At 31.5% G+C, this 14,433-nt stretch carries 17 protein-coding genes; 4 read left to right on the top strand and 13 right to left on the bottom strand.

The features are described 5' to 3' along the window. The coding region (locus Q0P94_RS04755) for a phosphorylating glyceraldehyde-3-phosphate dehydrogenase (RefSeq protein WP_295114301.1) at positions 1-545 on the top strand (545 nt) is incomplete at its 5' end. 31 nt (positions 546-576) lie between these two features. Continuing rightward, on the top strand, positions 577-1,413 hold the full coding sequence (locus Q0P94_RS04760; RefSeq protein ID WP_295114303.1) for a TIM barrel protein: 837 nt from the start codon (positions 577-579) through the stop codon (positions 1,411-1,413). Here Q0P94_RS04760 and Q0P94_RS04765 read toward each other — a convergent pair. Both Q0P94_RS04765 and Q0P94_RS04770 read right to left on the bottom strand, forming a co-directional pair. Continuing rightward, the gene (locus Q0P94_RS04765) at positions 1,410-1,913 is read right to left on the bottom strand and encodes a zinc ribbon domain-containing protein (protein WP_295114305.1); all 504 of its coding nucleotides are present in this window, start codon (positions 1,911-1,913) and stop codon (positions 1,410-1,412) included. The genes Q0P94_RS04760 and Q0P94_RS04765 overlap by 4 nt on opposite strands. A gap of 15 nt (positions 1,914-1,928) precedes the next feature. Then, a complete protein-coding gene (locus Q0P94_RS04770; RefSeq protein ID WP_295114307.1) occupies positions 1,929-3,002 on the bottom strand; it encodes a metallophosphoesterase in 1,074 nt (357 codons plus the stop codon). 101 nt (positions 3,003-3,103) lie between these two features. Between Q0P94_RS04770 and Q0P94_RS04775 the strand changes: the two genes are divergently transcribed. Next, a complete protein-coding gene (locus tag Q0P94_RS04775) occupies positions 3,104-4,228 on the top strand; it encodes an AAA family ATPase (protein WP_295114309.1) in 1,125 nt (374 codons plus the stop codon). On the opposite strand, the gene hemA is transcribed toward Q0P94_RS04775, so the two are convergent. Genes hemA through Q0P94_RS04790 form a run of 3 tightly spaced genes read right to left on the bottom strand, consistent with a single transcriptional unit; the run spans position 4,229 to position 6,529 of the window. Then, entirely contained in the window at positions 4,229-5,428 is a 1,200-nt protein-coding gene (hemA, locus tag Q0P94_RS04780) for a glutamyl-tRNA reductase (protein ID WP_295114311.1), read from the bottom strand. It lies immediately after the preceding gene. After that, a complete protein-coding gene (locus tag Q0P94_RS04785; protein WP_367270204.1) occupies positions 5,428-6,045 on the bottom strand; it encodes a bifunctional precorrin-2 dehydrogenase/sirohydrochlorin ferrochelatase in 618 nt (205 codons plus the stop codon). Before Q0P94_RS04785 ends, hemA begins: the two co-directional genes overlap by 1 nt. 1 nt (position 6,046) lies before the next feature. Next, positions 6,047-6,529 (bottom strand): methanogenesis marker 9 domain-containing protein, encoded by a 483-nt coding sequence (locus Q0P94_RS04790; RefSeq protein WP_295114315.1) that lies wholly within the window; start codon positions 6,527-6,529, stop codon positions 6,047-6,049. 263 nt (positions 6,530-6,792) lie between these two features. Here Q0P94_RS04790 and Q0P94_RS04795 point away from each other — a divergent pair, with 263 nt between their 5' ends. Then, the gene (locus tag Q0P94_RS04795) at positions 6,793-7,485 is read left to right on the top strand and encodes a M48 family metallopeptidase (protein WP_295114317.1); all 693 of its coding nucleotides are present in this window, start codon (positions 6,793-6,795) and stop codon (positions 7,483-7,485) included. A 5-nt stretch (positions 7,486-7,490) separates the two neighbouring features. On the opposite strand, the gene atwA is transcribed toward Q0P94_RS04795, so the two are convergent. The 8 genes from atwA to Q0P94_RS04835 form a co-directional block, all read right to left on the bottom strand. Beyond that, on the bottom strand, positions 7,491-9,092 hold the full coding sequence (gene atwA, locus Q0P94_RS04800; protein ID WP_295114319.1) for a methyl coenzyme M reductase system, component A2: 1,602 nt from the start codon (positions 9,090-9,092) through the stop codon (positions 7,491-7,493). 110 nt (positions 9,093-9,202) lie between these two features. Beyond that, positions 9,203-9,913, bottom strand: coding sequence for an MJ0144 family RNA dihydrouridine synthase-like protein (locus tag Q0P94_RS04805; RefSeq protein WP_367270205.1), 711 nt, complete (start codon positions 9,911-9,913; stop codon positions 9,203-9,205). A 30-nt stretch (positions 9,914-9,943) separates the two neighbouring features. Further along, on the bottom strand, positions 9,944-10,705 hold the full coding sequence (locus Q0P94_RS04810; RefSeq protein ID WP_295114323.1) for a GTP cyclohydrolase III: 762 nt from the start codon (positions 10,703-10,705) through the stop codon (positions 9,944-9,946). Positions 10,706-10,725: 20 nt separating this feature from the next. After that, entirely contained in the window at positions 10,726-11,631 is a 906-nt protein-coding gene (gene cofD, locus Q0P94_RS04815; RefSeq protein WP_295114326.1) for a 2-phospho-L-lactate transferase, read from the bottom strand. Positions 11,632-11,640: 9 nt separating this feature from the next. After that, the gene (locus Q0P94_RS04820) at positions 11,641-12,405 is read right to left on the bottom strand and encodes a coenzyme F420-0:L-glutamate ligase (RefSeq protein ID WP_295114328.1); all 765 of its coding nucleotides are present in this window, start codon (positions 12,403-12,405) and stop codon (positions 11,641-11,643) included. 41 nt (positions 12,406-12,446) lie between these two features. Beyond that, complete coding sequence (locus Q0P94_RS04825) at positions 12,447-13,073, bottom strand: IMP cyclohydrolase (RefSeq protein ID WP_295114330.1); 627 nt, start codon at positions 13,071-13,073, stop codon at positions 12,447-12,449. A 15-nt stretch (positions 13,074-13,088) separates the two neighbouring features. Beyond that, positions 13,089-13,502: a biopolymer transporter ExbD gene (locus Q0P94_RS04830; RefSeq protein WP_295114332.1), complete on the bottom strand. Its 414-nt coding sequence runs from the start codon at positions 13,500-13,502 to the stop codon at positions 13,089-13,091. A gap of 8 nt (positions 13,503-13,510) precedes the next feature. Beyond that, the gene (locus Q0P94_RS04835) at positions 13,511-14,350 is read right to left on the bottom strand and encodes a MotA/TolQ/ExbB proton channel family protein (RefSeq protein WP_295114333.1); all 840 of its coding nucleotides are present in this window, start codon (positions 14,348-14,350) and stop codon (positions 13,511-13,513) included. Positions 14,351-14,433 lie beyond the last annotated feature (83 nt).

The following is a 14,433-nucleotide window of genomic DNA, read 5'->3' on the forward strand; positions in this document are numbered from 1 at the left end:
ATATTAAAAAAGTTAGAGCAGTGATGGTTAGAAGAGGTTCAGACCCATCTGAAATTAAAAAAGGTCCAATTAATTCAATTGTTCCAAATCCTCCAAAAGTACCATCTCACCACGGTCCTGATGTAAAAACTGTAATGAAAGGTATTGACGTGACCACAATGGCATTGCTTGTGCCTACTACATTAATGCATCAACACAACATTATGGTTGAAATCAACAATGAAGTCGAAACTGCTGAAATTGTGGAAGCTTTAGAAAAACGTTCAAGAGTTATTGTTGTTGATGCAGCTGAAGGATTAGGATCAACTGCTGAATTAATGGAATATGCTAAAGAACTTGGAAGAAACAGGAATGATTTATACGAAATTCCAGTTTGGAGAGAATCCATTAATGTTGTAGGAAATGAATTATTCTACATGCAGGCAGTGCATCAGGAATCTGATGTGATACCTGAAAATATTGATGCTATCCGTGCACTTTTAGAAATGGAAAGTGACAACGAAAAATCAATTGCAAAAACTAATAAAGCTATGGGAATTTTATAAATTCCTTTTTTACTATTTTTTACTGATTTAAATGAAACATAATGTACTTTTTGGACCTGCAGGCAGCCCTGTGGATTATAATGGTGCAGCATATAAAGCTCCAAAATATATTTCTGAAGAAGGACTTGATTCCTACGAATATCAATCTCCATATGGAGTAAGAATTGGGGAATCCTCTGCAACCACATTAAAAAAAGAATCTGAAAAACATGATATTTTAGTTTCAATGCACGGACCTTATTATATAAATTTATGTGCAAAGGAAGAAGATAAACTTGAAAAAAGTTTAGATCATTTAATAACCATGGCACGTGCCGGAGAATGGATGGGTGCTTATAGATTAGTGTTCCACCCAGGTGCATATATGAATCGAAAACCTGAAAAAACCATGGAAATATCCAAAAATACAATCAATAGACTTTTTGAAGAACTTGAAGCGGAAGGTATTGAAGATTATACATTTGCACCAGAAACAACAGGAAAAAGAGCACAACAAGGAAATATTCATGAAATTGTAGAATTATGCGCTACATTTGACCATTTTGAACCAACAATCGATTTCGCCCACATTCATGCAAGGGGGCGAGGATTTTTAACAAAAAAAGAGGACTACAATTGCATTTTTTCAGCTATTGAGAATCAACTGGATATTGACCGCCTGCATTGTCATTTTACCACAATCGAATATTCTTCCAGAGGAGAAGTTAAACACCACACATTAGATGAAAGTAATGAGTACGGACCCCACATTGAAGATTTGCTTGCAAACTTAATTGACAACGGCTGGAAAGCAAACATAGTTTGCGAAACTCCTCTTCGTGATTTGGATTCCTTGAAAATGAAAGAAATATATGAAAACATGATTTAATAGTCTTTTACAGACTCAATTAAATCATCTAATTCCTTAGTTAGGCTTTCCATTTCTTTATCACTTTCATCAGCCATATGAATAATCAGTTCATCGATGAAATCTTCCAATTTATCAATTATCTTATTTAATGTATTTAGTTTATTATCCAATTCCTGTTTAATTTTAATTGAAGGATTGTCAGCTAATTCTATAATGTTTGAAGCAACTTCAATATTATTATAAAAAATATTATTACTATTATTTATCGTAGATATAAAATTAGAATAACTGATTTCTGAAGGATCAAACTGCTTTTTAATTAGTTCAATAGCTTTCGATACTTTCAAATCATATTCATGTTTCAAATTTTCAATTTTAATATTGTACTTTAAAAAGAAATCATTATCCTGAATAAATTCTTCATCGGAACTTCCAATTTTTAAACCACAATCCGGACAGAAATTATCCTCAATAGTTAACCTAGCCCCACAATTTGTACAAAAATTAAATCCTCTCATATAATACACCAAATATTATCTTTTTCTTAATTTTAAAATTACCAATTCAGAATCAGTACCCCATCTCATTGGAGTGTCCATTGAACCTACACCTGTCGTAACATGAATATATTTCCCATGTTTATTTTTAAAAAGTCCTTTATTATATTTGAACATCCAATTTGCAATATTAACGACCGGATAAAATTGCCCACCATGAGTATGACCGGACAATTGAATATCAAATCCCATAGAAGAAAACTCTTCCCAATAATAGGGAACATGATAATTGATAATATTTATCAAATTCTGATTTAAATTACTTTTTATTTCTTCACAAGTGGGCATGGCAATATCTCCAAAACTATACGTTAAACCGTATATATTCAAATTTTCATATTCTAATTTATCATTATCCAAAACAATGATTCCAGCATTTTTACATGCATTTATCACATTTTCAATTCCAGGATAAAAATCATGATTTCCAGGTGTGAAAACAATAGGCATATTAACATCTTTAAAATCATCAAAATCATGGACTCCAACAACTGAAGACCCATCAGCTAAATCTCCCGAGATAATGACTATCTGACAGCTATTTTCTAACTCTTTTAATTTCTCAGAAATTTGAGAAATAATCTGTTTATGTCTTACAGAACCAAAATGAACATCAGACAACTGTACGATATTAATATCCTTAGTTAAATTATCAAATTCCAATATTTTTTCATTTACAACTAACTTATGAGCTTTATGATAATTATAAACCCCTAAAACGGGAACTATAAACAACAATATAAAAATAACAGATTTCGGAATATTCACAAAGTATCCAATGATATAAATCGCTACAATATCAATTAAAAACATTACAGAAGCCCACATCCAAACACCATCTGCCGTCTGTAAAAATCTTCCCACACAAGTAGATTTTTTAGCTTCAAAAAACATTGGAACACAATGCAGCAAACCCAAACAAATACTCAATCCGATTAAATAGATATCAGTTACCTGGCAAAATAGCAAGAAAATGTATTTCAATAGGAAGAATTGAAAAATCATGTAAAATGGTGTAATAAATAATACTCGTTTAGTCCTAAAGCTCATGACATAACCACCATTTCATAGTATATTGCAACTATTATAAATAATAAAACATACAAAAAAAGATATGTTAAAAATTTGTACAAAATCAAGGAGGTGATTTATTGAAAACAGATAATAAAAAAGCAGAAATTAAGTCAACTAACCAAAAATCAGCAAAAGTAGAAAATGAAAATAAAGAATATGCTGAATGTGTTGTTTTAAAAGCTGTTGGTTATCCATTTGATTTCAATTTAATGGAAAACGATTTTAAAATCACGAATAAGAAATTATTTGAGGAATATGCACGCGAACAATGGTTAGGTTTAGAAGTAAACGAAAATTCTTATCTTTTTGATCAAAAAATCATACCCGATTACGGTTTTGAAATTATAACTGCAAAACCAAATGGTTCGATAATCTCTGAAAAAACTAAAATAAAACTCATTGATGAAGAGATTAGCAAGTCAATAGATGAAGTAAAAATTAATAACTCATTAAGACTTTCAGATATTGTAGGTCAAAAAAATGCCAAAAACAAAGTAAAAGTTTTAATTAAATATTTGGAAGACCCAGACAAATTCGGACCTTGGGCGCCTAAAAATATTTTGTTTTACGGTATGCCAGGTACAGGTAAAACAATGCTTGTTAAGGCATTAGCCAATGAACTTGATGTCCCTCTCCATTTAATTAAAGCTACCTCATTGATTGGAGAACATGTTGGAGACAGTGCATCTAAAATTCACGAATTATTCAAAAAAGCTAATGAAAAGTCACCATCAATAATATTCATTGATGAAATCGATGCAATAGCCCTGCACAGATCATTCCAAGCATTAAGAGGGGATGTTTCAGAAATTGTAAATTCATTATTAACTGAAATGGATGGAATTTATGAAAACAAATCAGTGATAACAATTGGTGCAACAAATAATCCAACATCCCTCGATTATGCAGTGAGAAGCCGATTTGAAGAAGAAATTGAATTTAACCTCCCTAATGATGAAGAAAGAAAAGAGATTCTTGAAAAAAATCTCAAAACAATGCCATTAGAACATGATTTAAATTTAGATAAAATTGTTAAAATGACAAAAGGAATGTCTGGAAGAGACATAAAGGAAAAAATTCTTAAAACTTCCCTTCACAATGCAATAGCTAATGATCAAGATGTATTAAGTATGAAAAATATTGATTATGCAATACAATCCGCCAAAATTAAAAATACAGAAGTTAAAGGAATGTATGAATAATCAATCTGAATTAAAAATATATTCACATGCTGCAACAATATCCTCATTTTCTTCTTTTGCAGCTGTTTTAACTTTTTTTGATATGTCGAAAAATATCTTGTTGACAATGGAATTTGTTAAATTATCTAAAATTTTTACACTGCCATCTACATCAGCCAACTTAACACTAGCTTTTTGTGTTTCACGTTGCCTTATTTCTTCCATAGATGACCTTAAATTTGCAAGAGTTTTCTCAACTTCCATTATCTTAAACGATTCTTTAAGTAAAATGAACTCTTCTTCAATAATGTTTTCGGCTTCACCGAATTCCTTAATTCTAAGTTGAGTATTCATATCTGCAATTTCCCTTAAGTCATCAATATTGAATAATTTAACACCAATTTCAGATACATCATTTGAAATATCGCGAGGATTTGCAATATCAACCATCATTAAGCTTTCATAATCCCTATCAATACCTAAAAGACGTTTTTTATCTATGATTGTGTGCGGAGCACTGGTTGCACTAATAACCAAATCGGCTTCAGCCAGATATTTTTCAAGTTCATTAAATAAAATAGCTTGGCCACCCAAATCATTTGCAAGCTCAACAGCAACATAATAAGTTCTATTTGCAACAAAAATAGCATTCAAATCTTTTTCAGCAAGTGCTTTAGCAACTAATTTGCCCATTTTTCCAGCACCAATAACTAAAACCGATTTATCATCAAGACTGCCCATATGTTTTTCAGCCAAATCAATTGCAGCAGAACCTATAGATACTGACCCTTTATTAATTTTAGTTTTATTTCTAACAACTTGACCTACATGGATTGCTTTTGTAAAAACAGTATCTAAAACCTTACCGCAATGATGATTTTTTATGGCTTTCTTTTTTGAATCCTTGACCTGACCCAAAATTTGGTCTTCACCAACAATCATGGATTCAAGACCTGATGTCATCCTTAAAAGATGAATTACAGCTGATTGACCATATTCAATGACAATATTCTGATTTTCATGTGACAATAACTCATCATCCTCAGAAATATACTCACTGTGAAGATAATACTCTTTTCTATTGCATGTGGAAATCTCAACATAATCACTTATGGAATATTTTTCCTGCAATTTCCAAAATAGTTCATCAATGTCTTTAGAAATATTTTCCATTGATTGAATATCTGCTATTTTATGGTCAACTCTTAAATTAAGTATCACTATAATCCCCTTATTAAATTATCTATGTATCTTTTAGCTTCATCAATTTGATTGTTTATGATGAAACAATTAATCTTTTCATCTTCAAAAATATCATAAAGATATTTTCTGCGTTGCTTTTGGTCATCAATCGTTTCTTTAAGAACAGAACGTGCATAGTCCTGAAGTTCAATTTCCAAAATATCTTCCCGAGTGATGACTGATTGAATCTTTTTTCTTAATTGACGAGCCATCAATGGACTTTTACCATTAGTAAAAATAGATATTTCAATATCCCCAATTCCAAAACTTGTAGGAACAATAATATCTCCTTTTTGAGGAAAATCTGCCCTATTTACCAATTTATTTTGAGCGATATCTGAAACATACTCACACATATCTTTATCACCACTGGCAATTACAACCAAATCAGCCCAAGAAACCAATTCATCAACATCATTAACAGGACATAAAATAGCGCCCTTATCTTTCAAATCGTTTGATAAATAGTTTCCAGCCAATTTAACATTAGCACCATGATTTAAAAATTTATTAGCCCGTCTGGTTGCGACTTCCCCCGTGCCTAAAATAAACACATTTAAATTCGATGTTTTAAAATAAAGAGAAGTCCAATCCATTTTAATCAGATTTATCAAGTGATTTAGCATGCAATACTTTTACTGCAGCTCTTAAATCATTATTGCATTCAGTTAAAACATTCATAGCTTCAAGTTTACTAACATGAAATGTTTCAGCCAAAGCTTCAGCTCTTTCATCAGGGTCTGGTTTTTTAACACCGACTAACCTTTCGGACAACTGTTTTTTTAAGTCCAAATACTCATCATGACTCATCCCCATATTCCTTAAAGTCATGTCTCTTAATGGGCAAGGTTTAGATGGTTTACAACACCAAACAAGTGAACCAAAACAAGTCCCTGCACCTTCACCTAATCTAGTTTCTTTTGCGAATTGAGTTTTAATTTGAATATATTCCTGTGGAGTTAAATTAACTTCCTGTAAAGCATTTAATACTGGACATGGTTTTACTGGAGGACAACAAAAAGCAAGTCCTCTTACATCTCCCCCTCTACAAATATGAGATGGTGCATCTTCCCAAGTCATAATAAACCTCCAATAAATTTCAAAATAATTTTGATAAAGAAGTAATATAAAATATTAATATAATTTATTTGAACTCTGAATATATAACCTTTTTTGTAGAAAAAATATTTAAACATCAAATCAGCTCACATAATAAGAAAATATTAGGATGAGATGATTAGACTTTATAATAAACCCAATAATATTCGAACTGGAAAAAAGTCTTTGAGGTTAATCCAATGAAAAATAATAATTAATATTAAAACTATAATTCTATTACAACCATGAGAACAAAAGAAATAGAAATAGAAGGTATCGAAATAACATTGCATAGGAAAAAAATTAAAAATTTATACCTTCGAGTTTTACCACCAAACGGAGAAGTCGTAATCTCCGCACCATATGCATTACCCTATGAAGAATTAATCCGTTTTGTAAAATATAGAAAAGAATGGATTTTGAAAAAACAGGACCTTATTTTGAAAAACAACATTAAGCCACCACTGAAATATAAAAGTGGTGAAAGACATTACCTTTGGGGATTGGAATACACATTGCAATTGGTTTCAAAAGAAGACTTGAAAAAAATTGTTGTTGATTATGATGAAAATATCATATATCTGCCCGTTCCTCCAAGAAGTAAAAAAGAAACAAGGGAAAAATTATTATACGAATTATACAGGTCAGAACTTAAACAAGCAATCCCACCAGTTTTAGAAAAATGCAGCAAAATTGTTGGAAAAAAACCATCCGAAATCAAAGTAAGGAATATGAAAAACTGGGGAAATTGCAGATATCATGACAAAAGAATTACATTAAATTTAAAATTAGCAAAAAAAGATCCTATTTGTCTTGAATATGTAATGATACATGAACTTTGTCATTTAATTGAATTTAATCATGGAAAAAAATTTAAAAAATTAATGGACACATACTGTCCAAATTGGAAAGAAATAAAAAAAAGATTAAATGAATAAGAAGATTATCTATTCTCTTTAAGCATGTCTTCTTTTTCATCTGGAGTTAATTGTTCAACAATATCTTCAGGAGTACCAATATCCAATATTTTTCCACCCCTCATCAGGGCAGCCCTATCACAAACATCTAAAACAAAGTCCATATCGTGAGAAATGATAATGAATGTTTGTTCTAAATCAGTACGGGCTTTTAAGATAGAGTCAGTAACAACAACACGAGTAATAGGGTCCATAGTACCTGTTGGTTCATCCAACACAATTAAATTAGGTTCTTTAATTAAAACCTGTGCAAGAGCAACCCTATGCTTTTCCCCTACACTTAATTGATCAGGATACTTATCAAGAATAGATGCAGCAGTTGCATCAGAGAATCCAACAGTGGTTAATGCATGAATAGCTTTAATTTTACCAAATTCCGCAGGCAAATTTAAACTAATAGCATCAGTCAAGTTACCTAAAATAGTTCTATGAGGATATAATGAATATTCCTGATGTAATAATCCAATATAAGGCATGATACGGCCACGGTTAAGAGGACCTACTTTAGTCATGTCAATCCATTCATCACCAAGTTTAATTTCAATAGCACCACTACTTGGTTCGGTTAATCCCATTAACATTCTTGTAGTAGTAGTTTTTCCTGAACCACTTAATCCTACAATACCGAATATTTCTTCTTTATTAATATCCAAACTTATTCCATCAACAGCTTTTACTACTCCCCTTTCAATGGAATAATAATGTTTTTTAACATCTTCAAGAACAACTTGTTTTTCACCAAATTCTGGAATTTCAGGTTTTTCTGGAATAGGTACAGTTTCCATGAAGTGATCTACAACAGATTGAGGTTCTCCTTCTTCTTTTATCTGACCATCTTCTAACCAGATAACATTGTCAGCAAGTTCAGTCATTACTTCCGGCCAGTGAGATGTGATTAACATGGTGATTCCTTCATCTTTTACACCTTCTTTCAAAGTATTGTGAAGTTTTACTGCAGTTTGAGGATCTAATGTACCAGTAGGTTCATCAGCTAAAAACATCATAGGCCCTTTTGCCAATTGTCGTGCAAGCACAACTCTTTGTTTTTCCCCACCACTTAAATCACGAGCAATATGAGTAATTCTATGATTCATTTGAACCATTTCTAATAATTCCAAAGCAAAATATAAACCTTCTTCATAATCGATAGTGTCCGGCATTGCCCTCATTACGTTTTCAATTACAGTTTCTTCATCATATAATGCAAAGTTACGTTGTAACATTATGGAAATTCTTCTTTTGATACTTGCAAACAATTTTCTTTCAGCATTATAGAAATCTACTTCTTTAGCTTCTAATGTTCCACCACAATTACATTTTTCACCGACATGAGATGGAGAATCAACAGCTAAACAATCTGGACAAACAGCTAAATTCATAATAATATTACCCGCATCAGGTTTATAGTCCAATGTTCCTCTAAGCATGTTGATTAAAACAGATTTTCCACTTCCACTACGTCCTAAAATACCTAAAGTTTCTCCTTCATTAATCTTTAAATTAATATCTTTAAGAACATCAACATCATCAAAAGTTTTTGTAATATTCTTAAGTGTAATAAAATCCATGAAAATCACCTATTAACATAATCTTTATTAAAAACTATTAATAATCTTTTCTAATAACAATTGTTTTAATCAAATAATAATTGATTTTAATAACAATTGTTTTAAAAATATTAAAAATGAGAAATATCAAAGTTTAGATTATTAGAAATAACTGCCCTAGCTATTGAAAAGCCATAAACTCCAGTGTCAATCATTTTTTCAATATTTTCAATGCAATTTAGTGAATTATTCCCAATTACTTTAATATCCACCGCATCACAAATTTCTTTTACAAGATCATAGTCCGCATCAAAAACACCTTTTTTCATAGCATCAATATGCAAATAATCTACACCTGAACTTTCAATTAGTTTAGCAACTTCCAAAGTATCGATTCCTTCAATATTCGCCCTGATTTTTACTGAAACTTCACAATCCACATTATCAACAATTTGAGATATGAATTCTTCCAAATCAGGCCTTTTCAACATTTCTTGTCCACAACCAATTGATGTAATTTCATCTTGGCGACAATGACAATTAATTTCAACAATATCCAATTCCTTTATATTACCAACTTCAATAATTGGTTGTGGAGTCGTTGCCCTAACATTTGCAGATACTTTTACATCTTTGTTGACCTGTTTTATTGAAGCAACTTCATTTTCAATATTAGAAAATATTTCATTCAAAGGGAAATCAAATTCTTTTCTTCCCCTTTCAACAATTTTTCTGCTTGCTTCAATTGTAGGTGTATCTAAACTATAACCACCCAAAGTAGCCACATCAAAACCTAATGGAATAACTTTGTTCAAAAATTCGGAATTTGAAATTCCGGCCATTGGCGCAACTACTTTCATCATAAAAATCAATTAATATTCTTTTTCGACAACCCAAGTCCACATTTCATTGTTATTTGCTCGGATTTCTTCAAGACCTATATCTGCCATGTATGCTGCATCTTCAGCATTTTTACCTCTGCCTATACCTGCTTTGAGTTTAATACCTATTTCCTCATCGATTTCAATCATGATTTCTTCAATCTCTTTTTCAGTTAAACCATTGCAGGGTGACATGAAATTATCCCCTCCGATGAAGAATAATAATGCTCCTTTCTTAATTAATTTAGTCATTAAATAATGTTGAGCTTTATTAACCATGAAACTAGTATCAAAAGCGGATTCAATATCAGTTAATGTTTCAGTTACACTGTTAATATCAATGTGAGCTGCCTGAACATAACTATCTTCTTCATTAACTAAACTATCTATAGCCAAAATTTCTTTTCTTTCACCTGATTGAGCACTGCCTGCTTTTTGAAGAGCAATAGTGGCCAATTTTTGTGCTTCATGAGGTGTTTCAGCAGCACCTACACCCATACTTACTGTAATAGGATATCTATTTCTAATTGATCTTTGAATTCTTAAGTGGTCTTCCTCATCAAGACCGTTTGAAATTGCAAGTAAATTATCAAATCGGGTGAAGAAAACTAAACCTTTTTTATTACCGAAATGATTATTTAAATCAGCAAATAAATTAGCTTGAAGCATTTGTAAATCAGATTCTGTACGTGGTCTTGGAGTTACAGTCCATGGACCATAGTTGTCAATTTGTATTAATGTCATTTGTATCATTTGATAATCGCCTCTTTTAATTAAGGAATACTATCTATAATAATTTGTGCCAAATTTTTCTTAGCATCTAAACTATTCATTATAGTATTTGTAATTGTTACCTTATTAACTATTTGATTTAATTGTTGTTTTTTGTCATAATCTTTATCATCAATTACAATATTATCTAAAAAAGTTTCATATAATGATGCCACACCAACTGATGAAACTTCAATATCTAATGCCTTCATAAATTTACTGGCAGGACCTGAAACAGAATCCGAACCAATAATTGGAGATACCGCAACAACATAAGTATCTTTTAATGCATCTTTAACGCCATCCAATGACAAAATAGGTAAAATTGAAGTTATCGGATTTGATGGACCTATAATAACAGCATCAGAATTTATTATGGATTCTACAACACCGACAGCAGGAGATACCTTGGAAAATTTAATATCTAATACATCAGGTTGAGCCTGATGTTTTATTAAGAAATCATGAAATTCCAACTCGCCAATATCAGTAATAATTTTAATGTCAGAATGTTCTTCACTCATAGGAATAATCTTGGATGTGATTCCCATCTTTTCAGCTTGAATTTCGACAGCTTTCGCCAGACCATACTTTACCATCAACTGAGTCTTTTGAATTTTTGTTGCCCTATCAATATCACCAATCCTCAATAATTCTGGACAACCAATTTCTTCAAGCCTTTCATGAGTAATGAAAGTGTCTCCATTAACACCATACCAAAACTCCTCATTAATCATATCAGCCATAGTGTATAAAACAGTGTCAATATCTGCAGACACATAGACACCTGAAAAATAATCGTTTTCCAAAGTATTTACTATAATCGCCAAATCAGTTGGGTCAACAATTTCTTTTAGTCCTTGCAATAATTTTGGAGTACCGGTTCCTCCAGACAACACAGTAATCATAAATTTCACTTACTTCCTGAATACATCAAATTCTTTTGGCATTTTAATGTCATCAATTGTCGCATCAACATTTCTTAAAGTATCAAAACTACCAAATCCTCGAATGAGAACAACAGGAAGACCTTCATCAGCTTGCCCCATAATGAGTGATGCAGCCGCAGCTAACTCATCAGCAGTTGCAATTTCAGTAGTTTCTAACTCTCTACCATACAAATCTTTTTCACCAACTCTTCTCCAAAGTGATGAAATTCCAGAACACCCAATTGCAGTCCCAATAGCTCCAAATCTAAAAGCTCTGCCCTGAGTATCCGTTATTATAACTCCAATTTCTTCTTCAAAAGCATCTTCTAAAAATTCGCGAATTTCAAAAGCGGACTTATCTGGATTCAAAGGCATTGGAGTAGCTAACCCATCACCAACATTAGATTCATCAATACCTGCATTAGCACAAACAAAACCCTGTTTGGTTTCAGTAATTATAAAATTAGGCCCAACTTCAACAACTTCATTAGATTCATTTAAAATTGCTTGAACCAATTTAGGATTCTTTTTACATTTTTCAGATAATTCAAGTGCTTCTTCACTTGGAGTTAAATCATTAATTTTTATAAAATTGCCTTCAGATTTGGAAATTAATGTCTCAGCAATCAAAATAATATCCCCATGTTTGATAGAACAACCCTGTTTATCAATAGCATCCTTAATAATCTGTGAAATATCACTTGTATCATCAACAATAGGAATATTTTCTAAACCAATTAATTCTATTGTCATAATATCATCATAAAAAAAATTTTAAAAAAAAATAAAAAAAATTATGGATTATAGACATCAATAGTCCATTCTCCATTAAAAACAGCAGCACCAGAAGTTACTGGCTTTTTATAATTAGCAAAAGTACCTTCATCAAAAATAAATTTAGCAGATTCAGCAGCTGTTTTAGCATCAAATTCTACAACATCATGTACCTGACTACCGTAAGTTGAAATAAATACTGCATCACCATAAGGAACTTCTTCAACTAACAATTTTTTATCGTTAGCAATTCCAATATAACAACCGTATTCATCTTTCTTATTTGTTGATGTCACAACCCCCGCAATCCTCGGAGTATGATAATCATCCTTTTCATAGTCCATAGTAAGCAATGAATATGCAATAGCATCCTTAATGTTCATGCCTAATGAAATCTTATCAGCAATAACATCAGTATGAGACCCATTTGATACGATTGCCATATCCCTCACAATACGAATACAATTATATGTAATATATGTATTTTCGTAAATATCCTTTTCAAAACCTTCTTTTGGTACAATAGCCGCACGATTTTCAAATTTTAAACATTGCCTATTAGGAAATGATCTACTTGATACACGATAAGCCACAAAAGGTTTACCATCACTATTCATCCCAATTGATAAAATTCTCCCAGTATACATAAATATCCCTCATAATCATAACTCTGGACGTTGAACTGCAACTTCCGGAGGCACTCCCGGAGGTGTAGTAATCTCAATTAAACCAGGTTTAATATTAACTTCACCTTGGTCCATAACTCTTGCCTGCACTCCCACGGCACTGCCCGCTATTGCATCCGAGCGATCTTGACCATTAACGACAACTTTATTTAATCCGGCTACAGGCACAACATAATACTCCTGGTCTCCAGAAACATCAGTCACATTAGGTTTTCCAGTCGCATCAGAAGCAACATCAGAATCATCAGTCTGAACATCAGTAGCTGAAAAATTACTTGTAACAACTAAAAATATCATGATTGTGAATAGAATATCAATAAATGGAACCAAATTAATACTTGGTTTTTGATCAAGAACTTTTTTCTTATATCTCCTTACATCAATAGCCATTCAATCACCTATTGTCTAAGTTTACTTTCTGTAATTTCAGCATTAACATTACATTTCTCTAAAATAATATTCGAAATACTTTTATCCAACATACTTGGTTTAAAAGAAACCTTAATATTTGCATATGGATCTGAAATCAGTCTAGTATTAACAACACCTTCAGCTTCCTGAAGAGCTTCAAGAGCACATTCTACATTTGAATCAACTCTAACCTTAACTACAGCATAACCCCAATTAGTCATTTTAGTAGCAAGTTCAATTTTATCCATTTCAGCTTCGATTAATCCCTGAATATACGTATGAAGAGGAAGCAAAATAATAGCAACTAACAAACCCATAATTGTGGTAGTTAATGCAACATAAATCCCCTCAGCCATAGCGGCAGAATCAGGATGAACCCCCAATGATTTAAAAGTCATCCAAATACCTATAACTGTACCGATTAATCCTAAAAATGGAGCCAGTTCTGTAAGAGTTTTAATGGTATTTAACCCTTTAGTCATTTTAGCTACTTCAACAATGAAAATTTGTTCCATACTCTCTTCAACTTCAGTTTTATTCTTATAACCAATTTTCAAAGTTTCAGAAATGATTCGAGAAATAGGATTTTTAAAACCATTAATCTGCTTTAATGCTTCAACAGCTCCCCCACGTTCCATAGAAGCAGTTACAACACCAAAAATTTCAGTAGTATCCACCTTACTAATTCTTCTAAGATATGCAATTTTTCTAATAGAAATAATAATACCATAAATACCTATAAAAAGAATAATATAAGTAATTATACCTCCTTGAGTAAACATATCCATTATTCCATTAAAAAATGAAGTAAAATATTCAATAATCATTATATCATCTATCTTTTATCCTATTGAAAAAAATATATAAAAATAGATTTATTAATTCACATACTTAAATATTATTTAAAATA

This window comes from uncultured Methanobrevibacter sp. (assembly GCF_946184425.1).
GTDB lineage: Archaea > Methanobacteriota > Methanobacteria > Methanobacteriales > Methanobacteriaceae > Methanocatella.